Source organism: Bacteroides sp. PHL 2737 (genome assembly GCF_004115325.2).
In the GTDB taxonomy this organism is placed as follows: Bacteria; Bacteroidota; Bacteroidia; order Bacteroidales; family Bacteroidaceae; genus Bacteroides; species Bacteroides hominis.
In genome coordinates, this window is record NZ_CP040630.1 from 4,772,087 (window position 1) to 4,796,830 (window position 24,744).

A 24,744-nucleotide genomic window follows, 5' to 3' on the forward strand; every position below is an offset into this window, starting at 1 on the left:
CCGATATGGGAATCATCATTCATTCTTTAGAGTCCGTTTCTTTCAAAGATTTGTATGCGGCATTCTCATCCGCATTCAAAGATTATGATTTCTCTTTGAATGCGGATGAATTGCGACGCATGCTCGACCGACGAGGATACAATCCACAACTATCTTTCGGAGCATTTTTCGAAGGACGGCTGATTTCTTTTGTGTTTAACGGAACAGGCATGTACAACAACATCTTGACGGCCTATGACACAGGGACGGGAACCGTACCTTCATTCCGGGGATTACACCTAACCCAAAAAATATTCACTTTCAGCCTCGAATTGATATATCAACAAGGAGTTCGGCAATATGTACTGGAAGTTTTGCAACACAATCACAAAGCAATAAAAATATATCGCAAATTAGGCTTTGAAACACAGAGAAATTTCAACTACTACTCTGCCAAACTGAGCGATATTGTTCCTGTATTGCAAGTAAACCATACCGCATGTCGCATACTCCCATCGGATTTAAAAAACTGCCTTAACCAAACGGCCTGGTTCGATTTTCATCCTTCATGGCAAAATGACAGGGCTTCACTGGAACGCGGAATCGACAATTTGGACATATTGGGAGCTTATGAAAGAGAAGAACTTGTCGGATTTGTTATCTTTGAACCGGCATCAGGCGATATTTCATCCCTCGCAGTTGCAAAAGATTACCGGCGTAAAGGAATAGGTAAGTCCTTGCTTAAAAGTGCTGTCAGTCATTTTCAAAGCGATGTACTCAAATTTACTAATGTTGATTGCGATTGTGAATCAGTCACTGGTTTCTTGTCATCATTAGGACTTACCCCAAAAGGACAACAGTTTGAAATGGTCAGAAAAATTTAACCTACATTTATATGAATAGCCCTCATCATCAAATAACGGTTCTCAGCTATACGCAGGCAGGGATTTTAACCACTGAACTTCCTACGAAGAACTGAACTTTAAATTTACCACTTAACTGTCCTACGAAGCACGAAAGCCCTGCTTGCGTATAGGTGATGTTATGCGGTCGGTTTTCATTTTCTCTTCTTTCTCGTTAATTTGTCAAGCAAAGTTACTAAATTTGCAGTCAAGCAATTTCAATTTTTGAATTATGTATTTCAGCAGACCTTGGACTTCTATCTAAGTGATAGGCAGTCCTGAAAATTCCAATCTCTTTTAGGTCAAGACAATTAGTCTATGGGTTTCGTGTACCGACTTTTTTGTAAAGGCGTTACGTTGTCATAGTTGCTCTGTCGGGTAATACTGTCTATTCACTTCTCCACGATTTGAATTCAAGTATTCACCTGTAAGAAGTTACTAAACCTGTTGGCGGAATTAATTTAGTGCATACTTAATTCTGCCAATGGGCTTGTCGTTAATGAAGTTTACGTATTGCAGAATGGTAAGTGCACTAATTTTGCCAATGATTCTGGCAAACAAACCATTCGTTATTTTCGCGTAGTTCCTGATGACCAAGAACTGGTCTGTAAGTTGTGAGAATATTGTCTCAATCCTCTTTCTTGCCTTTGCAAACGGAATGAATGTCGGTTTCCAATCCTTTTGGTTGAGCCGATACGGACACTCCAGTCTTATGTGTGCGGTTTCGAACAAGTCAAGCTGTACGTCAGCTCCAATATACCCTTTGTCACCATAGATGCTACAGTCGTGATAAGTATGTTTTACATCCTTCATATAATGGAGGTCAGCCACACTTGCCTTTGACAGATCATAGGAATGGATAACTCCACTTAACCCACAGAGAGCGTGTAACTTATAACCAAAATAATACGTGTTCTGCGAAGCACAGAAGCCGAAGTCGGGAGCTTGCGAGAAATTGCCGGCACGCCCCATCTTGCAACGTTTTCCTCTTGCAACCCTACAGACCTCTATCGGCTTGGAGTCAACAAAGAATTGTTCCTCTCCGCCATCCATTTCCATGGCAATCCGCTTGCGCAGTTCCTCACACAGGCCTGACGTTTTCTTCCTGCGGTCATTGAACTGTCTCCTTGATATGAGATTGGGAATGCTGTCCTTGTATTCTTGCAATTTATAGTCGAACAACCACTTCTCACTATCAATGCTCTCGGTCTCTGCCGTCAGGGATAGCGCCACCACTTCCAAATCCGAAAACTTGGGAACAGGACCACGACGTGGAACATTACCCGAATCATTGACGAGATTTTCAGAGAATTGCTTGCATATCTCAAGTATTTTGACGAATTTTGCATAAAGGTTGTACATACGATGGTTTGAACTTAATGTTTTAATCACCACTAAGTTACTAAAAATCAGCGACATGTACAACTTTTTACTCATATTTATCAACTTAAATTAATTCCGCCAACGGGTTTACTAATGACAAAAAAGAAATTGCCCGTTCGTTTTACGGGTCAGCACTTTACTATTGATAAAGTGCTAATAAAAGATGCAATAAGACAAGCAAATATAAGTAATCAGGATACGGTTTTAGATATTGGGGCAGGCAAGGGGTTTCTTACTGTTCATTTATTAAAAATCGCCAACAATGTTGTTGCTATTGAAAACGACACAGCTTTGGTTGAACATTTACGAAAATTATTTTCTGATGCCCGAAATGTTCAAGTTGTCGGTTGTGATTTTAGGAATTTTGCAGTTCCGAAATTTCCTTTCAAAGTGGTGTCAAATATTCCTTATGGCATTACTTCCGATATTTTCAAAATCCTGATGTTTGAGAGTCTTGGAAATTTTCTGGGAGGTTCCATTGTCCTTCAGTTAGAACCTACACAAAAGTTATTTTCGAGGAAGCTTTACAATCCATATACCGTTTTCTATCATACTTTTTTTGATTTGAAACTTGTCTATGAGGTAGGTCCTGAAAGTTTCTTTCCACCGCCAACTGTCAAATCAGCCCTGTTAAACATTAAAAGAAAACAGTTATTTTTTGATTTTAAGTTTAAAGCCAAATACTTAGCATTTATTTCCTGTCTGTTAGAGAAACCTGATTTATCTGTAAAAACAGCTTTAAAGTCGATTTTCAGGAAAAGTCAGGTCAGGTCAATTTCGGAAAAATTCGGTTTAAACCTTAATGCTCAAATTGTTTGTTTGTCTCCAAGTCAATGGGTAAACTGTTTTTTGGAAATGCTGGAAGTTGTCCCTGAAAAATTTCATCCTTCGTAGTTCAAAGTCGGGTGGTTGTCAAGATGATTTTTCTGGTTTGGTGTCGTCTTTTAAGCTGCCGCATAACAAATTAATAATACCAAATAAAAATACGTATAGATTAAAAAAGTTCTTTGTGCTTTTGTCAGGGAACTTTTTTTTCGTAAATTTGCGTTCAATTATGCGGCAGTAATAATATACATATTAATACGAGTTAAGAATCCTGTAGTTTTCCACATGCTACGAGGAGGTATTAAAAGGTGCGTTTCGGCAATGCATCTATTGTAGTATATTATTGCTTAATCAAATGAACATTATAAATTTAGGAATTCTTGCTCACATTGATGCAGGAAAAACTTCCGTAACCGAAAATCTGCTATTTGCCTGCGGAGCAACGGAAAAGCGCGGCAGTGTTGATAAAGGTGACACCATAACAGACTCTATGGATATAGAAAAACGTAGAGGAATTACTATTCGGGCTTCTACGACATCTATTGTTTGGAATGGTGTGAAATGCAATATCATTGACACTCCGGGACACATGGATTTTATTGCAGAGGTGGAGCGGACATTCAAAATGCTTGATGGAGCAGTCCTCATATTATCGGCAAAGGAAGGCATACAAGCACAAACAAAGTTGCTGTTCAAGACTTTGCAAAAACTGCAAATCCCGACAATTATATTTATCAATAAGATTGATCGTGCCGGCGTAAATCTTGAGCGTTTATATCTGGACATAAAAACAAATCTGTCGCAAGACGTCTTGTTTATGCAAACGGTTGTCGATGGAGTAGTTTACCCGATTTGCACCTCAACAGATATAAGGGCAGAACACAAAGAATTTGTATGCAACCATGACGACGATATATTAGAACTATATTTGGCGGATAAAGAAATCTTACCGGCAGATTATTGGAATGCGATAATCGCTCTTGTGGCAAAAGCCAAAGCCTATCCGGTCTTGCATGGATCAGCAATGTGCAATATTGGCATCAATGAGTTGTTAGACGCCATCATTTCTTTTATATTTCCTCCGGCATCAGTCCCAAATAGACTTTCAGCTTATCTTTATAAAATAGAACATGCCCCCAAAGGGCATAAAAGAAGTTTTCTAAAAATTATTGACGGAAGTCTGAGACTTCGAACCGTTATAAAAGTCAATGATTCGGAAAAATTCATCAAGATTAAAAATCTAAAAACCATTTATCAGGGCAAAGAGATAAATGTTGATGAAGTGGTTGCTAATGATATCGCAATTATAGAAGATATAGAAGAATTAAGAATCGGAGATTATTTAGGTGTTAAACCTTGTCTGATTCAAGGATTATCTCATCAGCATCCCGCCCTCAAATCTTCTGTCCGACCAGACAAGCCCGAAGAGAGAAGCAAGTTGATATCCGCTCTAAATGTATTGTTTATTGAAGACCCGTCTCTGTCCTTTTCCATAAATTCATATAGTGATGAATTGGAAATCTCGTTATATGGTTTAACCCAAAAAGAAATCATACAAACATTGCTGGAAGAACGATTCTCCGTAAAGACCCATTTTGATGAAATCAAGACTATCTACAAAGAACGACCTAAAAAGAAGGTGAATAAGATTATCCATATCGAAGTCCCTCCCAACCCTTACTGGGCCTCAATAGGACTGACTCTGGAACCTTTACCGATAGGGTCAGGGGTGCAAATCGAAAGTGAAATCTCCTTTGGTTATCTGAACCATTCTTTTCAAAATGCCGTTTTTGAAGGAATCCGTATGTCTTGCCAATCGGGATTGCATGGATGGGAAGTGACGGATTTGAAAGTAACCTTTACTTATGCCCTTTATTATAGTCCGATAAGTACCCCTGCCGATTTTAGACAATTGTCTCCTTATGTCTTCAGGTTGGCTTTGCAACAATCAGGAGTGGATATTCTCGAACCGATGCTCTATTTTGAGTTACAGATACCACAAGTAGCAAGTTCCAAAGCTATTACAGATCTGCAAAAAATGATGTCTGAGATTAAAGGTATCAGTTGTAATAAAGAGTGGTGTCTTATTGAAGGGAAAGTTCCATTAAATACAAGTAAAGACTATGCTTCAGAAGTAAGTTCATACACTAAAGGCTTAGGCACTTTTATGGTTAAGCCGTGTGGGTATCAAATAACAAAAGGCGGTTATTCTGATAATACCCGTATGGAAGAAAAGGATAAACTTTTATTCATGTTTGAAAAATCAGTATCATCAAAATAATGGAACGATCCAGGAATTTCTATAAGACAATACGGTTGGGGTATATACTTATCTCCGTTCTTATCGGATGTATAGCATATAATAGCTTCTATGAATGGCAGGAGATAGAAGCATTAGAACTTGACAATAAAAAAATAGACGAGTTCCGAAAAGAGATAAACAATATCAATATTCAAATGATAAAATTTTCTCTATTTGGTGAAACAATACTGGAATGGAACGATAAAGATATCGAACATTACCATGCACAGCGTATGGCAATGGATAGTATGCTCTGCCGTTTCAAAGCTACCTATCCGGCAGAGCGTATAGACAGCGTACGCCATCTTCTCGAAGATAAGGAACGGCAGATGTGCCAAATCGTTCAAATACTTGAACAACAACAAGCCATCAACGATAAGATAACCAGTCAAGTACCTGTAATCGTGCAGAAGAGTGTACAGGAACAGCCCAAGAAGTCCAAGCGCAAAGGTTTCTTGGGCATCTTCGGCAAAAAGGAAGAAGCGAAACCAACTGTGACTACCACGATGCACCGTTCCTTTAACCGGAATATGAGAACCGAACAACAGGCACAAAGCCGCCGCTTATCGGTTCATGCCGATAGCCTTGCCGCACGAAATGCGGAACTTAACAGGCAACTGCAAGGACTGGTTGTTCAAATAGACGGGAAAGTACAAACTGACCTACAAAAGCGGGAAGCCGAGATAACAGCCATGCGGGAACGGTCGTTCATTCAGATTGGGGGCTTGACAGGGTTCGTTATACTGCTACTGGTCATATCATATATCATCATACACCGAAATGCCAACCGCATCAAGCGATATAAACAGGAAACCGCAGATTTAATCGAGCGACTGCAACAAATGGCAAAGCGAAACGAGGCACTGATAACCTCCCGCAAGAAAGCCGTACATACCATTACCCATGAATTACGCACACCGCTGACTGCAATAACGGGCTATGCCGGACTGATACAAAAAAACTTCAATGCGGATAAAACCGGGATGTATATCCGAAATATTCAGCAATCCTCCGACCGTATGCGTGAAATGCTTAATACTCTTCTGAGTTTCTTCCGGCTGGACGACGGCAAGGAACAGCCTAATTTCTCCACGTGTAGGATTTCATCAATAGCGCATACGCTCGAATCAGAGTTTATGCCAATTGCCATAAACAAGGGACTTGCTCTTACTGTGACGAATCACACGGATGCTGTTGTACTGACCGATAAGGAACGCATTCTACAAATTGGAAATAACCTGCTGTCAAACGCCATCAAGTTCACTGAGAACGGTGCCGTTTCTCTGACAATGGGGTATGATAACGGTATGCTGAAACTTATCGTCAAAGATACGGGTTCGGGTATGACCGAAGAGGAACAGCAACGTGTGTTCGGTGCGTTTGAACGTTTGTCAAACGCTGCCGCAAAGGACGGCTTCGGATTAGGTCTTTCCATTGTTCAGCGCATTGTGACAATGCTCGGCGGCACAATCCAGCTGAAGAGCGAGAAAGGCAAGGGCAGCCGTTTCACGGTGGAGATACCCATGCAGTCAGCCGAGGAATTGCCGGAACGGATAAATAAAACACAGATTCATCATAACCGAACACTCCATGATATTGTTGCCATCGACAATGACAAGGTACTTCTCCTAATGCTGAAAGAAATGTATGCACAAGAAGGGATACATTGCGACACTTGCAGCGATGTTGCGGAACTGATGGAAATGATACGCCGGAAAGAATACAGTCTGCTTCTGACCGATTTGAATATGCCGGATATAAACGGCTTCGAGCTGTTGGAACTGCTACGCACCTCCAATGTGGGCAATTCAAGGATCATTCCGATTATTGTAACAACCGCTTCGGGCAGTTGCAACAGAGAGGAACTTTTAGAACGTGGATTTTCCGATTGCCTTCTCAAGCCGTTTTCCATATCGGAGCTGATGGAAGTTTCCGACAAGTGCGCCATGAAAGGTAAACAAAATGAAAAGCCTGATTTCTCCTCCCTACTGTCTTACGGCAATGAATCCGTCATGTTGGATAAACTGATAGCGGAAACCGAAAAGGAAATGCAGTCGGTCAGGGATGCGGAACAACGGAAAGACTTTCAAGAACTGGACGCCCTGACACACCACCTACATAGTTCGTGGGAGATACTGCGTGCCGACCAACCATTAAGGGAACTTTATAAACAGCTTCATGGGAGTGCCGTTCCCGATTATGAAGCATTGAACAACGCCGTGACTGCCGTATTGGATAAGGGTTCGGAGATAATCCGGCTGGCAAAAGAAGAAAGGAGAAAATACGAAAATGGATAAAACAAAAATCATCGTGGTGGAGGACAACATCGTATATTGCGAGTTTGTCTGCAACCTGCTGGCACGGGAGAAATTCCGTACCGTGCAGGCTTTCCACCTCTCGACAGCGAAGAAACTTCTGCAACAAGCCACTGACAATGATATAGTAGTTTCTGATTTGCGTTTGCCTGACGGTGACGGCATCGACCTATTGCGCTGGATGCGCAAAGAAGGCATGACGCAGCCGTTCATCATCATGACCGACTATGCCGAAGTACATACGGCGGTTGAAAGCATGAAACTCGGTTCGCTGGACTACATACCCAAGCAACTCGTGGAGGACAAACTCGTGCCTTTGCTCCGCACCATACTGAAAGAGCGGAATATCGGGCGAAGCCGCATGCCCGTATTTGCCCGTGACGGTTCAGCCTTTCAGAAAATCATGCACCGGATAAGGCTGGTAGCTCCTACCGACATGAGCGTACTGATATTCGGGGAGAACGGTACTGGCAAAGAGCATATTGCCCATCTACTGCACGATAAAAGCAAGCGTTCAGGCAAGCCTTTCGTGGCGGTGGACTGCGGCTCACTCACCAAAGAGCTTGCACCATCGGCGTTCTTCGGACACGTCAAAGGAGCGTTCACTGGTGCTGAAAACACAAAGAAAGGCTATTTCCACGAGGCGGAAGGCGGCACATTGTTTTTAGACGAAGTGGGTAATCTCGCACCAGAAACTCAACAGATGTTACTCCGTGCCATACAGGAACGGCGGTTCCGTCCCGTTGGCGACAAGTCCGACCGCAGTTTCAACGTCCGCATCATCGCCGCCACCAACGAGAATCTGGAAAAGGCGGTCAATGAAAAGCGTTTCCGGCAGGATTTGTTATACCGCCTACATGACTTTGAAATAACCGTTCTGCCCTTACGTGACTGTCAGGAGGACATCATGCCGCTGGCGGAGTTCTTCCGTGAGATTGCCAATAAGGAATTGGAGTGCAAGGTTAGCGGTTTCAGTTCCGAAGCACGGAAAGCGTTGCTGACCCATTCATGGCCGGGCAACGTGCGCGAACTTCGACAGAAAATCATGGGTGCGGTGTTGCAGGCTCAGACGGGACTTGTCACAAAAGAGCATCTGGAACTTGGGATAACCGAAACAACCTCTGTTACCGGCTTCTCCCTACGCAACGACGAGGAAGATAAAGAGCGGATTCTGCGTGCTTTGAAGCAGGCTGACGGGAACCGGAAGGTCGCTGCCGAATTGCTTGGAATAGGCAGGACAACACTCTATAATAAACTGGAAGAATATGGATTGAAGTATAAATTTGAGCAACCATAGCCCGCAATTCGCTGAAAATGGCTATCTTTGCATGACATATCAGAAGGTAACGGCGATTGGCAGAGCCTTTTGCCGCCTATATATAACATAAGACCGCAAGGCGTCCTAATGGGAATCTGGAAAATTAACATTAACAGGAACTATTGCGTGATTGCTTATGCTATGCCTACGCATAGCGTGCATTCACCTATTCCTGTTAAGGGCATTCCAGAGCCTCCATTAGTGATAGCGTGGATTGCACGCTACTTTTTTGCCCTTGCCCAACGAAAGGAAACGCTAATGGGTAAAGTACAGATTCTTGCCGTCCTCACGATGGACGGTTGTCAAAGCTCCGAGTTATATTGCAAAGCGTATAAGGAACTGCGCCTTGAAGATTGCGGTATCAACGAGATAAGGGAAAACGCCCTTTATCATATCACACCCGACTATTCCATCTCTATGCTCGACGAATGGCGGAAATCCGCAACAGACATCTGCTATCTGGCGGAAGTCACTCCTGAAAAGGCGGACTACATCAATGGGCTGTTACGTATGCGTGTGGTGGATGAAATCATACTTTATACGCTTCCTTTCATTGCCGGAACGGGAAAGCGTTTCTTCCAGTCCGCCTTGCCACAGGAACAATGGACGCTGACCTCGCAGAAGGTGTACCGCAACGGAGTGGTCCGCCATATCTATAAAGCGTGCGTTTGATGTCCGGAAAATGGACGAATGTTCAGGAAATGAACACTTTAAGTCGAAAATAATTCCTGACAGACAAATAAATTGCAAAATTATCACACTGAAATCCAGCACCTTGCAGAGAGTGTGCCGGATTTTTTATTTTATGAACACGCTTTTTGCCAATCATATTCATGTGCGCATACCGAAAAACAGAGTGTAAAATTTCAAAATTGACAGGATATGAATTATTTCTTATTGGCGGAAACCGAGTTCTTCCGCCGTATAAACGAAGCCGGGGACTGCAATATGGAAACGGCATATACGGCTTTCGCCACGCAAGTAATCGAGCTATGCAGCGGCAATGTGGACACCAACCGCACCATCATCGCACTGGCTTACATCGAAATCGAGTTGCAGCACCATCCCATGCGCAATCTTCCCGAAGAAAAGAGGGAGGTTGCAGCCTATATCAGCAAGGCACTCTCTTTAGTGAGGAAGATGCAGAAGTTCCTTGCCGCTCCCCAAGTGCCACCACTAATCCCCATCCGTACATCCTCCGACAACACAACCGAAAATCCCGCCTCACCCCTGCAATGGACGGGCAACGCCATCGACCTCGTGGAACTTATCTACGGCATCAACGAGATGGGCTGCATCAACAACGGCAACATGCCGCTCAAACAGCTCGCCCCGCTCCTCTACAAGATTTTCGGTATCGAATCAAAGGACTGCTACCGTTTCTATATCGACATCAAACGCCGGAAAAACGAAAGCCGCACTTACTTCCTTGACAGGATGCAGGAGAAACTGAACGAGAGGATGCTCCGCGACGAGGAAATGGAACGTTTGAGAAAATAATCCTGTACCAATGATGAATCAGGGGGTGACGTTATGTCATTCTCTGATTTTTTGTAGGTTTTGTCCTGCTGTGTAGATACATTTCGTTATCTATTCGCCCGAAAACCAGCGAAAAGCACTATCTTTGTACCCACGTTACAGAATTGTATATGAGCATAGACAACCTCGACATAATAAAACGGTTGATAGCCGAAAAAGAATGCGGACGGGTGGAGTTCAAGGAAACCACCGGACAGTTGGAGCGCGGCATGGAAACGCTTTGCGCCTTCCTTAACGGCGAAGGCGGCACGGTATTGTTCGGTGTCACCGACAAGGGAAAAATCATCGGACAAGACGTGAGCGACAAAACCAAGCGGGATATAGCGGACGCGATCCGGCGTATCGAGCCGTTTGCCACAGTTGAAGTTTCTTATACTGAAATACCAGACACTGGCAAAAGTGTCATCGCACTGTCTGCGGAAGAACAAAGATATATGCGTCCGTTCTCTTACAAAGGACGGGCTTACCTGCGGGTGGAAAGCGCGACATCCATCATGCCGCAGGAGATATATAACCAATATCTGATACAGCGGGGCGGGAAATACGCTTGGGAGGCAATAGCAAATCCTGACCTTAAAATATCCGACCTTGACGAACATGCCGTCATTAGTGCTGTTCGCGGGGGAATCAGAAGCGGTCGTTTACCTGAAGCAACCATAAGGGAAGACTTGCCGACCATTCTCGAAAAATTCAGTCTGTTGCATGACGGGAAACTTAACAATGCTTCAGCAGTGCTGTTCGGTCATGATTTTTATTATTATCCCCAATGCCTGCTCCGTCTGGCGCGTTTCAAAGGCACGACGAAAGACGAGTTTATAGACAATCAACGTGTCACTGGGAATATCTACGCGCTGCTGGATGCTGCAATGGCGTTCTTTTTCAAACATCTGTCACTTTCCGGTAAGATAGAAGGGCTGTACCGTGAGGAAGAACTGGAAATCCCGTACAAGGCATTGAGAGAGTGCTGCACAAATGCGTTGTGCCACCGCCTGTACCACCGTCCCGGCAGTTCGGTGGGAATCGCCATCTATGACGACCGTGTGGAAATAGAGAACAGCGGGACATTTCCGCCGGATATAACAATGGAAAAACTGTTAAGCGGGCATAATTCAGAACCGCAAAATCTAATCATAGCAAACGTGCTGTATAAAAGCGAGGTCTTGGAAAGTTGGGGACGGGGCATCGGGCTTATGATAAGCGAGTGCCGGCGTGTCGGCATTCCGGACCCCGAATTTCACACGGACGGAAACAGCGTATGGGTCGTTTTCCGCTATACCCGGAAAGCAGTCGGGTCATACCCGACAGTCACCCCACAGTCGCCCGATAGTTACCCGACAGTTACCCCGCAAGTGGGAAAAGTTCTGTCTGCAATCGGGAATCAGACACTATCGACAAAAGATGTTATGGAAATGATAGGATTGAAGGACAAAAGCAATTTTCTGGAGCTTTATCTGTATCCTGCAATAAGGTTGGATTTAGTAGAACCGATTTATCCGGAAAAGCCGAAACACCCGCGACAGAAATACCGTCTTACGGAGAAAGGTCTGGATTTAATTAAAAATAAATAGTCATGAACTCGCAAACTGTAGAAATAACATCTGCTGGCATTAGGAAAATATTGAATAAATATACTCCAGAGCGAGCTATTGCCGAATATGTATGGAATGGATTTGATGCAAAAGCAACCGTTGTAAATATTGATTTTGAAATTGACAATGCAGAATTGGACACAATCAAAAATATTAGAATAACAGACAATGGTACAGGCATCTGCTATGAAGAATTACCTATAAAATTCAAAAAATTCTATGAGTCTCAAAAGAGAATAGCCAACGAGAATAATACTGAATTTACAAGAGGAAAAAACGGTTATGGTCGTTTTACTTTCTATAAATTTGCGAGATTTGCTAATTGGGAAACACGCTATAGTAAAGATGCACAAATAATGTCTTATGACATTAGAATTGATAGCGATACTTTAAAAGACTACACTACAACAGAGCCACTTGTATCTGATGACACAACAACAGGTACTTGTGTCGTTTTTAATGAGATTTCTTCTGATATTTCCAGTTTGTTTATAACGAAGACTCTTATCCCTTATCTAAAGGCTGAATTTGCGTGGTTTTTAGAATTGAAATCCGAATATCAAATATACATCAATGGGCAAGAATTAGATTATTCTTCTATAATAGCAGAACAAGAATCAATATCACCGATATTATCACATAACCAGAAAAATAACATCAACTTTCAATGCAAGTATATCCGATGGAATGTAAAGATGAATGATGAATATTCTCGATTTTACTTCTTGAATAATGACTTGGAGTTAAAATTTACCAAAACGACATTATTAAATAAAAAAGGAGATAATTTTTGGCATTCTGTAATTGTGATTGATGATTTCTTCAATGAAATCAATTGTGATAACGAATTAGACGATAATGCTATTCAACCTAAATTGTTTGATAATTCTGCTGATAGAAAATTATTTAAGGAACTAATTACGCAACTCAATGAGTTTCTCAAAAAGAAAAGACGCCCATTCCTAAAGGAGCAAGCAGAAGTTATGGTAACCAAATATAAGAATGAAGATGTTTTCCCTAAATTTGGTACTGAAGATTGGGATATAGTGCGTAGAGAAGGTTTGGAAAACTTCGTAAAGGAACTATACGAAGTAGAACCTGCTGTTTTCATGAAGTTGAACAAAGAACAAAAAAGAGTTTTCTTAGAACTTCTAAATTTGGTGATGGATAGCGGTGAGCGCGATAGTCTGTTTAAGATTTTAGATGCAGTTGTTGAATTAGACTCGAACGATAGGAAAGAATTTGCAAAAATATTAGAAATAACGAGGTTAAAACAAGTCGTTTCCACGATTAAGCTTATTTCAGACAGATTGCTGACACTGGAGAATCTAAAAAAGATTGTTTTTAATCATACTTTACAAGCCAATGAAGTTCGTGATTTGCAGTCGTTCATAGAAAAACACTATTGGATTTTTGGCGAAGAATATAGAATGGTATGTGCGGAAGAGGTCAAATTTGAAGAGGCTTTAAGAAAATACATTTATATTCTGCGTGGAGTTAGCGAGAAAAAATATATTGCTCACCCTAATAAATACAAAGAAATGGATTTATTTCTTACTGGTACTGATTTTAGGGATGGGAGACCTCATAATATAGTTGTGGAAATCAAAAATCCGACAACTATAAAACAATTAAAATCAGAACAGTTAAATCAATTAGAACAATATATGGATGTTATTCTAAAACAAGATTGTTTTAATGATGCTAATGAGTTCTGGACTTTCATTTTGATAGGACAAGACTATGATGATATTGTAGGTCGAAGGGTCATAAATAAGCTTACTGGTTTAGTCCAAAATGACAGTAATTATAGCCTCTATGTAAAAAAATGGAGTGAAATAACAAATGAGGTGGAACGTAGGCTGAAATATTTGCTTGATAAGCTCAAAATAGAAAGAGCCACTTTATCTAAATCCCAATCATTAAATGAGGTAATGAATGAAGTTTCAAATAACACGGCCGCAATGGTTAGTTGAACTTAATATAGTCATAATGCTCAATATAAAGAATTACAAATTACTCCTGTCACAGATAGCTGTAGCAGGAGTAATTCTCAAAACGGGAGTCTGATACATCTTGTTGTTATATATTATTTCTGTTGCAACAGATGTTTCAGATTCTCGTCACCAGCGATGCGCTCCAACTCGTCGGCGACAATCTGTTTCACCTCCTCCTTGATGCGCCTGTAATTCGCCTTCACCATTTCCTTCATGCAGTCGTTGCCGTTCGCGTCCGCGAAGTCGGTAATGACGGGTATCGGCTTGTAGGCTTTCTCCTCGCGCTTCATTTTCTCGGCATCCACGACAATCTCACAGTGGAAAATCTTCTGCTTGATACGCTCGTTGAAGTTGTCGGACACCGAACCGACGAACATCCCCTGCGTCAAGCCGGAAATTTTGCTCGGCGGGATAAGCGCGTCCATCTGCGTGTTGATGGAGGTGGAAACATCCTGCCGGTTGATGGAGATGGACTGCCGCTTTTGAAGCACCTTTCCGAACCGCTCCGAGAGCGTCTTGGCTGTTTCGCCCACCACCTGCCCGGAGAAGATATTGCCGACCGTGTTCATCACCACTTTGGCTTCTTTATCGCCATAGTCGCGCACCAACTGGCTGAAATCCTGAAAGCCCAGACACACGGCAACCTTGTTGCTTCGCGCGGTGGCGATAAGATTGTCCAACCCCTTGAAGTATATCGTCGGAAGCTCGTCGATGATGACCGAAGACTTCAACATCCCTTTCTTGTTAATGAGCTTCACGATACGGGAGTTATACAGACCGAGAGCCGCCCCGTATATGTTCTGACGGTCCGGATTGTTGCCCACGCAGAGTATTTTCGGCTCTTCGGGATTGTTGATGTCCAGCGTAAACTCGCTGTCCGACATCACCCAATAGAGCTGCGGGGAAATCATGCGTGACAGTGGGATTTTCGCTGAAGCGATCTGCCCCATTAACTGCTCGGCAGCCCCTCCGAGCCATGCGTCCATGAACGGTGAGAGATAGTTCTCTAATTCCGGGTAAGAGGTCAGTATCGGGAAAATATCCTCGTACCTGCGGTTCAGGAACTCGATGGCATGGGGGAACGTGCAATACTTGCCGTTCTGAAAAATTTTAAGATACCATATGATAGCCGCAAAAAGGATGATAGGCGATTCTACAAAGAAGTCGCCCTGCTTCTGCACCCAACTCTTATTTAAGTTGAGCATGATGGTGTACGCGCTCTCGTAAGCGTCCGTAATATCCTCCATGAAATCCGGGTGGATGGGATTGCAACGGTGCGAGCGTCGCGGGTCGTCGAAGTTTATCACATAAAACTTCGGTTTCACCTTGTAGCCCTCCGGGTGATTGAGCAGATAATTATAGGCAATCGTGGACAAGTCGCTGAATTTGAAATCATAGACATACATCGAGAAGCCCTTCTCAATCTGTTGCTTGATGAAACTGTTTACCACTGCGTATGACTTTCCGCTGCCCGGCGTACCCAACACGATGGAGGCACGGAACGGGTTCACGACATTGATCCAGCCATTGTTCCAACGTTTCCTGTAATAAAAGCGTGTGGGCAGATTGACCGAATACTCGCTTTCGATGAGCCGTGTTTCCTGCATGAAGCTCTCGTTCTCGTTGTTGAACACGTCATCCATGAGGTTGTGCTTCAACAGGCGGCTCATCCACAGACCGCCCATCAGCAGGCATACATAGCCCGTGCCTACAGTCAGCACGTAAAGCCCCGTCACCGCTTCAACCGGTAGCGGCAATGCCAGTATCCACCAGTTCAGGAAGAACAGCACGAACCCTGCGGCAAGAGCCGTCCAGATCCGTCCCCAAGTGATTTTCTCCCCCTTGACGCCTTTTGTTCCCAGACAGGACAGGGCAAGGAGGAGGACGGCAAACAGTTTCGTGTAGAGGATGGAGCGGAACAGCCCCGCCGTGCGGTTGAAGTTCATCAGGATTCTGTCCACCACGCCGATGTCCACTCCCCAGAGCCGTATGGCTTCATAGCAGAACCAGTACACGTTCATGACCACTAAAATAATACTCACGGCACGCAGAAAATCCATGATTTTCGCCAATGCCCTCAAATCGTCTTCTTGTTGTGACATAGATTAAAAAATATTGATTGTTGATACCTCGATTACATTCCCAAGCCCTTGCGCCTTTTCTTTTTCCTCTTGCGCTGCATCGCCCGGATAAAGGCTTCCTCCTCGGCATCTACTGCCGGACCTTCGGGAGTGAGCAGACCGATACCGCCCGCCGTGTTCTCGTAGTCGGATGCGGTCTGTCCACGCATATCCTCTCCTGTTTCCACCGGAACGGACAGCGTAATCGGCGGTTGTCCGGCATAAGGCAGCGTAAAGTGTTCCTGCAAGACGTTGGCGGAAAGTTCCTTGCCCATGCGCGAGCCGTTCAGCACGCAGCCCGTGCGGTGGTCGATGAACGTGGCTCCGTAGATGCGCCCTTCCTCCGTGTAGCGCAACACGGTGTCGATGCCCTTCTCCCTGAGCCTCGAAACGAACTTCTCCTTGTCATACGTGCCTTCAAGCACGGAAAGGACGGTGCGTTTTGTCATGTCGGCGAGTTTCCGCTCCTTAATCTCCTGCTTGGAACGTGCAAACTTCTTCTGCACGGCTTCATAGCCTGCGGACTTCCCGAAAAGCGAGGATTTGAAAGGATTGCCGACCTTGTTGCCCTTATCGTCCGTAACGGAATAGACCAGCCCGTGATACTCACGTCCGCGCACATTGCCATGCGCTTCCTCCACCGTCATATTATAGAAGGAAAGGAGGGCGCGGTATTCGCCCATCGTCTGGAAACGGTACTGTCCACTCAGAGCCTTGACGGTATTTCCGACCTGCCTCTTCACGTCTCCCGCCGAAGCATCCACCTTGCGCAGCGGGTTTTCCAGACGTAGGTTCTTACGCTCCGCCGGGTGCAGCCCGTACTTCCGTTCCAGTTCCCTGCGGATGCGGTCGCTGCGGCGGAAGAGGAAATCCTGATTGAGCCGCCTGCCTTTCTCGTCCACATTGATTGTCACGATATGCAGGTGGTGGCGGTCTATGTCCTCGTGCTTGACAACAAGGTATGGCTGGTCCCCGTAGCCGAGTTTTTCCAGATACTCGCGTGCGATGTCCTGCAATTCCGTATCGGTCAGCACATCGTCGGGATGCGGGTTGAGCGAGATATGGAGTACCGGTTTTTCCACCCTCGTATGCTCCGGCATACAGGCGAGAAAGCCCTCCATCGCCTTGCGTATGTCCACCGTACCCGTGCCGTCATTGTAGATGCGGTTGGTGGTGAGCAGCCGCCCTTTCGCCTCGTTAATCTTTTCTCCGTTGTAGGCAAGCGCGCCGTACAGCGACTTTCCTACACTGATTTTTGCGACCATTTCGCCTCCATTTCTCTCGACAATTCCACAATCTGACGGCTCAGTTTCACGAGTTCGACGGTCTGTTGCTCCAGTTTGTAGAGCAATGCCATCGCCTTTTTCTCGGAAAAATGCAGCCTCAGTTCCTTCACGACTTGGTTGTAGTTCGTGCCTACCGCGCGGAACTGCGCATGGAAATCGGACAGTCTGGTGTAGTAATCCACCAGCGTCCTGTCCACTTTCAGTACCCTGAACGGCTGCCCGAAGAAGTGCGCCTTGATGAAAACAGACTTGGCGTAAACGCCCGACTTCTCGAACATGGCGAGGAAACGGTTGTGTTCCTCTTCGTTGAAACGAACGGTGTAGCGGAACACCGCCGGGTCAAGTTTGGGATTTCTCCCGGTCTTGTTTCTTTTCTCTTTCATATAAACTTTGGATTTAGCGGATGGACGGCATAAGCCGCCGCTTCTTGGCACAGACACCGCAGGTTTGAAAGGCTTCCCGACTTCGGAGAGGAAGCCCGCCCCCTGCAAGGGCAAGTGCTTTTCGTGGCTGCTCAAAACGTTTTGAGCGGCTGAAAAGACATCTTGCTATGTTCAGGCGAACATAAAAATCCGTCGGGGACGGATTGGGGAAATGCCTTTCAAACTCCGGGCTGCGCCACCTGCGGCGAACCCTGCCGTTCGGGTGCAAAGTTACGCCCTTAACGCGGTATCGGACAGAGGCTTGACCCGGACAATCAGTGCCAACCGGCGCAACGTGCTGCCACTTGCCGGAGAAGTAATACAAGTTCCAAAATATCCTTGTTTATTTGCAGCGTGATTCGGATGTGGGACTGAAAATACACTCCTTCCGCCGGATGTTCGGACACCAATCCGGGCATCAATCCAAACGGTTGAAAACAGGTGTATGTATTCAGACAGTTTTCCAAGCACACGTCCATGCGGACGGATAAAAGCATGGGCGGTTGGACAAACCGATGATTACCCATAGGCACAGCCGGATTAAGGAGTGAATAAATAAATGAATGGGAGCGCGTGCGTACGTACTAATGGCAATACGCTACCGCCACCGGACAGATGTATAACCAAATAAATTATCAAACAAATGAAAGAAGCAACTTATGTGGCAATCTCCACGCAGAAAGGTGGAGCGGGTAAGACAACCCTGACGGTGCTTGTAGCAAGCTACCTGCACTATGTGAAAGGCTACAACGTAGCCGTGGTGGACTGCGATTTTCCACAGTACAGTATCCATGACATGCGCAAGCGCGACATGAAAGCTGTCATGGAGGACGGGCATTACAAGGTGATGGCGTATGAGCAGCTCAAACGGCTGAAGAAGAACCCGTACACCATCAGATGCAGCCGTGCGGAAGATGCGGTAAAGACTGCCGAAAATCTGGTGGCAGCGCAGCCTGACCTTGATTTCGTGTTCTTCGACTTGCCGGGAACCATCAACAATGCCGATGTGGTGCAGACCATTTCCAAAATGGACTACATCTTCACGCCCATCATCGCCGACCGTGTGGTGATGGAGAGTTCCATTAAGTTCGCCACCGTTATCAACGAACAGATGATAAGCACGGGCAAGTCCGGTATCAAAGGGATTTACCTCGTGTGGAACATGGTGGACGGGCGCGAAAAGACGGAACTTTACAAAGCATACGACAAGGTCTGTGCCGAGTTCGCCCTGTCCATTCTGGAAACACATCTGCCGGACAGCAAGCGTTTCCGCAAGGAGACGGCGGCAGAACGCAAGGCAGTATTCCGCTCCACGGCGTTTCCGGCGGACAAAATACTGGTACGCGGCAGCAACCTCGACAAACTCGTCGATGAGATTCTCGGCATCATCAAAAACTGAATGGCATGGCAAAGAAAACAAGAATCGAGGACATCGACAGTGAAGCCGTAATCAACTCGTTTCGACTGGACGATACAAGCATTCCGCCGGAAGCGAGAAGCACGGACGGAAACGCTACTTCTCCACCTCCGAAAGAAGCGATACAGGAAGCCGTTTCTCCACCTGCCTCGCACTCCAAAGAGGAGCCGGAACGCAGGCGCAGGAACAGCAAGCCGGAAAAATTGGATTATGACACCGTATTCATATGCGGGTCCAACGTCACGGCAAGACTCGGCAAGCAGGTCTATATCCGCAAGGAGTACCACGACCGCATACAGAAGATGCTTCATGTAATCGGTGGCAACGAGGTGACTATCGCGGCTTTTCTTGACAACGTGCTGACACACCATTTCACGCTGTTCCAAGACGAGATAGCCGAATCGTTCAAACGGCACATGGAATCCTATAATTTATAAATACCCCAAAAACAACAAAGAAGTATGAAAAGAACAAAGAAGAACCGTCAGGCTGAGTGCCTGCAAACAGGAAAGAGTGAAAGAACCGCTGCCAATGCAGCAAAGTGTGCAAACGGATACGGTCAGGAAAAGACCGGCAGCGACTTCCGCAAGGATGAAGGCAGGGGCAAGCCGCTCTCTGTTTTCTTGGAAGCATCGGAAATCAAAACGCGGCAATGTATATACATCAGCCGAGAAATTCATGAGAAAGTCGCTATCGTTGCCAGTCGGATGGGAAACGGTTTGAGCATCGGCAAGTTCGTGGACAACATCCTCCGCGACCATTTCCGGCAATACGGGCAGCAGTACATGGAACAGATTGAAAACGCCCAAAAAGTAAGATTATGACAAAGGCGTTTTTAATCGTATCGGTTGCTTGCAACGTGTGGTTCCTGTTCCTGCTGTTTTATGACCGCATCATGGACACGAAGCTCATCCGTTTCTTCAGACATATTGCCGGGTTGTGGCGATCATTGGACAGTACAGTGGCAGAGCAAGGAAAGGATAAGGAAATACCTCACGCAGACACCTCGGACATCATTGGCAAGAGCCGTTTCAAGATGGCATCGACCCGGACAACCGCTGCCATACTGGCGCAAGAAGCCGCCACTTCGGAAAAAGGCATTGAGCTGTCGGAGGAAGAGGCTACTTTTGACGACGGAAACACGGAAACCGTCTCACGCCCGACACAAGTACCGGAGGACAAACTCGATGAAACCTTCACGAGCATCCCGCCCTCGGAACCGGAGTACGGAGAAGATGAACCGGAGGATGAAGAACCAGACAAAAAGCAGGCTTCGGGAAGCAGCTTCGAGGATATTGACATGGCAGTACGCACCATACGGAAGGAATCACCATCCGATGAGGAAATGCGACACGCCGGAAAGGTCATGACGGAACTGGACGGGACAGAGCTTTTCACAAGAATAACGGAACGCCTGACCGATGATACAATGAGCGAGAGGCTTGCAAAGGCGATGGCAGTTTTCGTGGACACGGTGAACATGACCGTGACACAACAAAAGGAAAAGGTGTTCGTGATTCCCGACAACATCGAGGAGTTCGACTTCCGAAACTATGTATAACAGCTAAAAAAGAATGGAAATGAAAACGTAAAATGACGACACCCATGCGCACGGCGGTACAAGGTACAGCCAATCCGCAACGGACACACCCAAGTCCGTAGAAACAAACGGGCAACCACTAAACCAAAGTAAAGTAATCAAGTATCAACCGCCCGAAAAAGGACTATCCACCCTTTGGACGGCACAAAACAAGAACTGTTTATGAACAAGAACATCAGACAAAAGTTCATCATCTCTGCGGCACTCATGATTGCCGCAACCGCCTCCGTATTTGCGCAAGGAAACGGTCTGGCAGGTATTAACGAAGCCACCTCTATGGTGAGTTCGTATTTCGACCCCGGCACGAAATTAATCTACGCCATCGGCGCGGTGGTCGGTCTTATCGGAGGCGTGAAAGTCTATGGCAAGTTCTCGTCCGGCGACCCCGACACGAGCAAGACAGCCGCCTCATGGTTCGGGGCTTGTATCTTCCTGATTGTCGCTGCGACTATCCTGCGCTCATTCTTCCTTTAATAAACAATGTATGGCTGAATACCCGATAAACAAGGGTATCGGCCGTCCGGTTGAGTTCAAGGGTCTAAAGGCTCAGTACCTCTTCATCTTCTGCGGAGGTCTGCTGGCTCTCTTCGTCCTGTTCGTCATCCTCTACATGGTCGGCATCGACCAGTGGATATGTATCGGCTTCGGCGCGGCATCGTCTTCCGTCCTCGTATGGCAGACCTTCGCGCTGAACGCCCGGTACGGCGAACACGGGCTGATGAAATTGGGAGCGGCAAGGAGCCATCCCCGATACCTTATCAACCGGCGGCGGATCACCCGATTATTCAAACGGCAACGAAAGGAAGAAACGACATGAGAAATACATCCAAAATGACAACACTGGAAAACAAGTTCCCGCTGCTGTCGGTGGAGCATGGCTGCATCATTTCCAAAGACGCCGACATCACGGTGGCTTTCGAGGTGGAACTGCCGGAGCTTTATACCGTGACAGGCGCGGAGTACGAGGCAATACACGGCTGCTGGTGCAAGGCTATCAAGGTGCTGCCGGACTTCTGCGTCGTGCATAAGCAGGACTGGTTCATCAAGGAACGCTACAAGCCGGAACTGCAAAAGGATGACATGAGCTTTTTGAGCCGCTCCTTTGAACGACACTTCAACGAGCGTCCGTACCTGAAACACTCCTGCTATCTCTACCTGACCAAGACGACGAAGGAACGTAACCGGATGCAGAGCAACTTCAGTACGCTGTGCCGGGGACATATCATCCCGAAGGAGCTGGACAGGGAAACCGCCGGGAAGTTCATGGAAGCCGCCGAACAGTTCGAGCGCATCATGAACGACAGCGGCTTTGTCAGGCTGCGCCGCCTCTCCACCGACGAGCTTGTCGGGACGGAGAAGTCCGCTGGGCTGATAGAGCGTTACTTCTCGCTCATGCCCGAAGGCGACACGGCCTTGCAGGACATCGACCTCTCGGCAAGGGAAATGCGCATCGGTGACAACCGCCTGTGCCTGCACACCCTCTCCAACGCGGAGGATATGCCCGGAAAGGTGGCTACCGACATCCGCTACGAGAAACTCTCCACCGACCGTTCGGACTGCCGCCTCTCCTTCGCCTCCCCCGTGGGGCTGCTGCTTTCCTGTAACCACATCTACAACCAGTATGTGATTATCGACAACAGCGAGGAAAATTTGCAGAAATTCGAGAAGTCCGCGAGGAATATGCAGTCGCTCTCCCGATACAGCCGGAGCAACAGCATCAACCGCGAGTGGATAGACCAGTACCTGAACGAAGCCCATTCCTACGGGCTGACCTCGGTACGGGCTCACTTCAATGTCATGGCATGGAGCGATGACGCGGAGGAACTGAAGCATATCAAGAACGACGTAGGCAGCCAGCTTGCCAGCATGGAGTGCGTCCCCCGCCACAACACTATCGACTGCCCGACGCTCTACTGGGCGGCGATGCCCGGCAACGCGGCGGACTTCCCGGCGGAAGAGAGTTTCCACACCTTCATTGAGCAGGCGGTGTGTCTCTTCACGGAGGAAACCAACTACCGCAGCTCATTATCGCCCTTCGGCATCAAGATGGTGGACAGGCTTACGGGAAAACCGTTGCACCTCGACATCAGCGACCTGCCGATGAAGCGGGGCATCACGACCAACCGCAACAAGTTCGTGTTGGGTCCTTCGGGCAGTGGCAAGTCGTTTTTCATGAACCACCTCGTGAGGCAATACTACGAGCAAGGTACGCACGTGGTATTAGTGGACACGGGAAACTCCTATCAGGGCTTGTGCGAGATGATCCGGCGCAAGACAAACGGGGCGGATGGCGTGTATTTCACCTACACGGAGGAGAAACCGATTTCGTTCAACCCGTTCTACACCGATGATTACGTGTTCGACGTGGAGAAGAAGGACAGCATCAAGACATTGCTGCTGACGCTCTGGAAGTCGGAGGATGACAAAGTGACGAAGACGGAAAGCGGCGAACTGGGCAGTGCGGTGAACGCCTACATCGAGCGTATCAGGGCTGACCGGAGCATCGTTCCCTCGTTCAACACCTTCTACGAGTATATGCGCGACGACTACCGCCGCGAACTGGCGGAACGTGAGATAAAGGTGGAGAAGTCAGACTTCAACATCGACAATATGCTCACCACCATGCGGCAGTATTACCGGGGCGGACGCTACGACTTCCTGCTCAACTCCACGGAGAACATCGACCTGCTCGGCAAGCGGTTCATCGTCTTCGAGATTGACAGTATTAAGGAGAATCGCGAGCTTTTCCCGGTCGTGACCATCATCATCATGGAAGCCTTCATCAACAAGATGCGCCGTCTGAAAGGCGTAAGGAAACAACTGATTGTGGAAGAGGCTTGGAAGGCGTTGTCTTCGGCGAACATGGCTGAATACCTGCGCTATATGTACAAGACCGTGCGCAAGTATTACGGGGAGGCAATCGTGGTGACGCAGGAGGTGGACGACATCATTTCCTCGCCCGTGGTCAAGGAAAGCATCATCAACAACTCCGATTGCAAAATCCTTCTCGACCAGCGGAAGTACATGAACAAGTTTGATGCCATACAGTCCCTGTTGGGTCTGACGGAGAAGGAGAAGTCGCAGATACTCTCCATCAACATGGCGAACAACCCGTCAAGGCTCTACAAGGAAGTGTGGATAGGACTGGGCGGCACGCAGTCGGCGGTCTATGCCACCGAAGTTAGTGCTGAAGAGTATCTGGCGTACACCACCGAAGAAACGGAAAAAGTAGAGGTGTACCGTCTGGCGGAGCAGCTGGGCGGCGACATTGAAGCCGCCATCCGGCAGCTTGCCGAAAGACGGAGAAACAAGGAATAGGCAATAAGTAAAAACAGATTCATCAACTAAAAAAGAAAATGCGTATGAGTATATCAAGAACGAAAATGCTGCAAGTCAGCAAGTGTTTAATCGGGCTGGCGGTCATGGTGTTGCAATCCTGCGATGTAGCGGACAACCGCCGTGACCTGCTTTGCGGAAACTGGGAAAGCGTAGAGGGCAAGCCCGACGTGCTTATCTACAAGGAGGGCGAAGCCTATAAGGTGACGGTGTTCAAGCGTAGCGGGCTGCGCCGCAAACTGAAGCCGGAAACCTATCTCTTGCAGGAAGAGAACGGCAACCTGTTCATGAACACCGGCTTCCGTATCGACGTGTCCTACAACGAAGCAACGGACATCCTGACCTTCTCGCCCAACGGGGACTATGTGCGCGTGAACCCGAAACCGGACCATCCGATAGGCAAGCAATAAATAA

At 46.6% G+C, this 24,744-nt stretch carries 22 protein-coding genes; 17 read left to right on the plus strand and 5 right to left on the minus strand.

Features of this window, described 5'->3' with window-relative positions:
* Positions 1–5: 5 nt before the first annotated feature.
* A complete protein-coding gene (locus DBK98_RS19770; RefSeq protein ID WP_007366527.1) occupies positions 6–863 on the plus strand; it encodes a GNAT family N-acetyltransferase in 858 nt (285 codons plus the stop codon).
* Positions 864–1,337: 474 nt separating this feature from the next.
* On the opposite strand, the gene DBK98_RS19775 is transcribed toward DBK98_RS19770, so the two are convergent.
* Complete coding sequence (locus DBK98_RS19775; RefSeq protein ID WP_032536584.1) at positions 1,338–2,318, minus strand: IS982-like element IS1187 family transposase; 981 nt, start codon at positions 2,316–2,318, stop codon at positions 1,338–1,340.
* Positions 2,319–2,357: 39 nt separating this feature from the next.
* Between DBK98_RS19775 and erm(F) the strand changes: the two genes are divergently transcribed.
* The 8 genes from erm(F) (at position 2,358) to DBK98_RS19815 (ending at position 14,128) form a co-directional block, all read left to right on the plus strand.
* Positions 2,358–3,158: a 23S rRNA (adenine(2058)-N(6))-methyltransferase Erm(F) gene (erm(F), locus tag DBK98_RS19780; protein WP_004295323.1), complete on the plus strand. Its 801-nt coding sequence runs from the start codon at positions 2,358–2,360 to the stop codon at positions 3,156–3,158.
* A gap of 286 nt (positions 3,159–3,444) precedes the next feature.
* Entirely contained in the window at positions 3,445–5,370 is a 1,926-nt protein-coding gene (tet, locus tag DBK98_RS19785) for a tetracycline resistance ribosomal protection protein (protein ID WP_008645586.1), read from the plus strand.
* On the plus strand, positions 5,370–7,688 hold the full coding sequence (locus DBK98_RS19790) for an ATP-binding protein (RefSeq protein WP_128900023.1): 2,319 nt from the start codon (positions 5,370–5,372) through the stop codon (positions 7,686–7,688). Before tet ends, DBK98_RS19790 begins: the two co-directional genes overlap by 1 nt.
* Entirely contained in the window at positions 7,681–9,003 is a 1,323-nt protein-coding gene (locus DBK98_RS19795) for a sigma-54 dependent transcriptional regulator (protein WP_008645588.1), read from the plus strand. Before DBK98_RS19790 ends, DBK98_RS19795 begins: the two co-directional genes overlap by 8 nt.
* 279 nt (positions 9,004–9,282) lie before the next feature.
* Positions 9,283–9,696 (plus strand): dihydrofolate reductase family protein, encoded by a 414-nt coding sequence (locus tag DBK98_RS19800; protein ID WP_008655868.1) that lies wholly within the window; start codon positions 9,283–9,285, stop codon positions 9,694–9,696.
* 210 nt (positions 9,697–9,906) lie between these two features.
* Positions 9,907–10,524, plus strand: a complete 618-nt coding sequence (locus DBK98_RS19805) for an RteC domain-containing protein (protein WP_008645591.1) — start codon at positions 9,907–9,909, stop codon at positions 10,522–10,524.
* Between the two features lie 149 nt (positions 10,525–10,673).
* The gene (locus DBK98_RS19810) at positions 10,674–12,131 is read left to right on the plus strand and encodes an ATP-binding protein (protein WP_008645592.1); all 1,458 of its coding nucleotides are present in this window, start codon (positions 10,674–10,676) and stop codon (positions 12,129–12,131) included.
* Between the two features lie 2 nt (positions 12,132–12,133).
* A complete protein-coding gene (locus DBK98_RS19815) occupies positions 12,134–14,128 on the plus strand; it encodes an ATP-binding protein (protein ID WP_008645594.1) in 1,995 nt (664 codons plus the stop codon).
* 113 nt (positions 14,129–14,241) lie between these two features.
* On the opposite strand, the gene mobC is transcribed toward DBK98_RS19815, so the two are convergent.
* From mobC to DBK98_RS23415, 4 genes are all read right to left on the minus strand, one after another.
* Positions 14,242–16,251, minus strand: a complete 2,010-nt coding sequence (gene mobC, locus DBK98_RS19820; protein WP_128900024.1) for a conjugal transfer protein MobC — start codon at positions 16,249–16,251, stop codon at positions 14,242–14,244.
* Between the two features lie 32 nt (positions 16,252–16,283).
* On the minus strand, positions 16,284–17,534 hold the full coding sequence (mobB, locus tag DBK98_RS19825; RefSeq protein ID WP_128900025.1) for a conjugal transfer protein MobB: 1,251 nt from the start codon (positions 17,532–17,534) through the stop codon (positions 16,284–16,286).
* Positions 17,513–17,938, minus strand: coding sequence for a conjugal transfer protein MobA (gene mobA, locus DBK98_RS19830; protein WP_005944180.1), 426 nt, complete (start codon positions 17,936–17,938; stop codon positions 17,513–17,515). The genes mobB and mobA overlap by 22 nt, the downstream gene beginning before the upstream one ends.
* 270 nt (positions 17,939–18,208) lie before the next feature.
* Complete coding sequence (locus tag DBK98_RS23415; protein WP_080728637.1) at positions 18,209–18,388, minus strand: hypothetical protein; 180 nt, start codon at positions 18,386–18,388, stop codon at positions 18,209–18,211.
* Between the two features lie 232 nt (positions 18,389–18,620).
* Between DBK98_RS23415 and DBK98_RS19840 the strand changes: the two genes are divergently transcribed.
* The 8 genes from DBK98_RS19840 (at position 18,621) to DBK98_RS19875 (ending at position 24,740) form a co-directional block, all read left to right on the plus strand.
* Entirely contained in the window at positions 18,621–19,376 is a 756-nt protein-coding gene (locus DBK98_RS19840) for a ParA family protein (RefSeq protein WP_008646093.1), read from the plus strand.
* A gap of 5 nt (positions 19,377–19,381) precedes the next feature.
* Complete coding sequence (locus DBK98_RS19845; RefSeq protein ID WP_008646091.1) at positions 19,382–19,831, plus strand: DUF3408 domain-containing protein; 450 nt, start codon at positions 19,382–19,384, stop codon at positions 19,829–19,831.
* A gap of 24 nt (positions 19,832–19,855) precedes the next feature.
* The gene (locus tag DBK98_RS19850) at positions 19,856–20,218 is read left to right on the plus strand and encodes a DUF3408 domain-containing protein (RefSeq protein ID WP_008781208.1); all 363 of its coding nucleotides are present in this window, start codon (positions 19,856–19,858) and stop codon (positions 20,216–20,218) included.
* Positions 20,215–20,955, plus strand: coding sequence for a conjugal transfer protein TraD (locus DBK98_RS19855; RefSeq protein ID WP_128900026.1), 741 nt, complete (start codon positions 20,215–20,217; stop codon positions 20,953–20,955). The genes DBK98_RS19850 and DBK98_RS19855 overlap by 4 nt, the downstream gene beginning before the upstream one ends.
* A gap of 201 nt (positions 20,956–21,156) precedes the next feature.
* Entirely contained in the window at positions 21,157–21,468 is a 312-nt protein-coding gene (locus tag DBK98_RS19860) for a DUF4134 domain-containing protein (protein WP_008645856.1), read from the plus strand.
* 10 nt (positions 21,469–21,478) lie between these two features.
* Entirely contained in the window at positions 21,479–21,811 is a 333-nt protein-coding gene (locus tag DBK98_RS19865; RefSeq protein ID WP_007749041.1) for a DUF4133 domain-containing protein, read from the plus strand.
* Positions 21,808–24,312, plus strand: a complete 2,505-nt coding sequence (locus tag DBK98_RS19870; protein WP_032567519.1) for a TraG family conjugative transposon ATPase — start codon at positions 21,808–21,810, stop codon at positions 24,310–24,312. The genes DBK98_RS19865 and DBK98_RS19870 overlap by 4 nt, the downstream gene beginning before the upstream one ends.
* A gap of 44 nt (positions 24,313–24,356) precedes the next feature.
* A complete protein-coding gene (locus tag DBK98_RS19875; protein WP_008645944.1) occupies positions 24,357–24,740 on the plus strand; it encodes a DUF3876 domain-containing protein in 384 nt (127 codons plus the stop codon).
* The last annotated feature ends 4 nt before the right edge of the window (positions 24,741–24,744 follow it).

What these genes read in the sequence shown, in the direction of transcription:
- DBK98_RS19770 (WP_007366527.1), top strand. Translation starts at nt 6, where the DNA reads ATGGGAATCATCATTCATTCTTTAGAGTCCGTTTCTTTCAAAGATTTG.
- DBK98_RS19775 (WP_032536584.1), bottom strand. Translation starts at nt 2,318, where the DNA reads ATGAGTAAAAAGTTGTACATGTCGCTGATTTTTAGTAACTTAGTGGTG.
- tet (WP_008645586.1), top strand. Translation starts at nt 3,445, where the DNA reads ATGAACATTATAAATTTAGGAATTCTTGCTCACATTGATGCAGGAAAA.
- DBK98_RS19790 (WP_128900023.1), top strand. Translation starts at nt 5,370, where the DNA reads ATGGAACGATCCAGGAATTTCTATAAGACAATACGGTTGGGGTATATA.
- DBK98_RS19795 (WP_008645588.1), top strand. Translation starts at nt 7,681, where the DNA reads ATGGATAAAACAAAAATCATCGTGGTGGAGGACAACATCGTATATTGC.
- DBK98_RS19800 (WP_008655868.1), top strand. Translation starts at nt 9,283, where the DNA reads ATGGGTAAAGTACAGATTCTTGCCGTCCTCACGATGGACGGTTGTCAA.
- DBK98_RS19805 (WP_008645591.1), top strand. Translation starts at nt 9,907, where the DNA reads ATGAATTATTTCTTATTGGCGGAAACCGAGTTCTTCCGCCGTATAAAC.
- DBK98_RS19810 (WP_008645592.1), top strand. Translation starts at nt 10,674, where the DNA reads ATGAGCATAGACAACCTCGACATAATAAAACGGTTGATAGCCGAAAAA.
- DBK98_RS19815 (WP_008645594.1), top strand. Translation starts at nt 12,134, where the DNA reads ATGAACTCGCAAACTGTAGAAATAACATCTGCTGGCATTAGGAAAATA.
- mobC (WP_128900024.1), bottom strand. Translation starts at nt 16,251, where the DNA reads ATGTCACAACAAGAAGACGATTTGAGGGCATTGGCGAAAATCATGGAT.
- mobB (WP_128900025.1), bottom strand. Translation starts at nt 17,534, where the DNA reads ATGGTCGCAAAAATCAGTGTAGGAAAGTCGCTGTACGGCGCGCTTGCC.
- mobA (WP_005944180.1), bottom strand. Translation starts at nt 17,938, where the DNA reads ATGAAAGAGAAAAGAAACAAGACCGGGAGAAATCCCAAACTTGACCCG.
- DBK98_RS19840 (WP_008646093.1), top strand. Translation starts at nt 18,621, where the DNA reads ATGAAAGAAGCAACTTATGTGGCAATCTCCACGCAGAAAGGTGGAGCG.
- DBK98_RS19845 (WP_008646091.1), top strand. Translation starts at nt 19,382, where the DNA reads ATGGCAAAGAAAACAAGAATCGAGGACATCGACAGTGAAGCCGTAATC.
- DBK98_RS19850 (WP_008781208.1), top strand. Translation starts at nt 19,856, where the DNA reads ATGAAAAGAACAAAGAAGAACCGTCAGGCTGAGTGCCTGCAAACAGGA.
- DBK98_RS19855 (WP_128900026.1), top strand. Translation starts at nt 20,215, where the DNA reads ATGACAAAGGCGTTTTTAATCGTATCGGTTGCTTGCAACGTGTGGTTC.
- DBK98_RS19860 (WP_008645856.1), top strand. Translation starts at nt 21,157, where the DNA reads ATGAACAAGAACATCAGACAAAAGTTCATCATCTCTGCGGCACTCATG.
- DBK98_RS19865 (WP_007749041.1), top strand. Translation starts at nt 21,479, where the DNA reads ATGGCTGAATACCCGATAAACAAGGGTATCGGCCGTCCGGTTGAGTTC.
- DBK98_RS19870 (WP_032567519.1), top strand. Translation starts at nt 21,808, where the DNA reads ATGAGAAATACATCCAAAATGACAACACTGGAAAACAAGTTCCCGCTG.
- DBK98_RS19875 (WP_008645944.1), top strand. Translation starts at nt 24,357, where the DNA reads ATGAGTATATCAAGAACGAAAATGCTGCAAGTCAGCAAGTGTTTAATC.